This window comes from Flagellimonas flava (assembly GCF_050617915.1).
Lineage (GTDB): Bacteria > Bacteroidota > Bacteroidia > Flavobacteriales > Flavobacteriaceae > Flagellimonas > Flagellimonas flava_A.
Window position 1 is genome coordinate 1 of sequence record NZ_JBODQE010000033.1, and the last position, 316, is coordinate 316.

General features: G+C 38.0%; 1 protein-coding gene. It reads right to left on the reverse strand.

The features are described from left to right. Window positions 1–60: 60 nt before the first annotated feature. Window positions 61–316, reverse strand: a 256-nt coding sequence (locus tag ACRHOZ_RS20865; protein ID WP_431130182.1) for a GIY-YIG nuclease family protein, incomplete at its 5' end; no start/stop codon positions are given.

The window sequence follows — 316 nt, forward strand, 5'->3', positions numbered from 1 at the left end:
GTCCAACGTGTCTACCAATTCCACCACTCGAGCTTGCATGCCGTAGGTCGGCATTTGGACTTAATCTTCAGTATTTTCAATATCTCTGTCTTGGATCAAGGTCTTTAAAAACTCCTTTCCAAATCCAGATTTTAATTTCTTCTCATAAGCCCTGGCTTCCAACCTTGTTTTAAATTCTTTTTTAAAGCATAAAACAAATGGCCTATATGGCTTAGTTGTTTTGTTTTTGCCCGAATTATGCTCCTTTAATCTTCTTTCAAGACCGCAAGTAATTCCGAGGTAAATATAACCTCTTTGCAAACTACTTAGGGCGTAG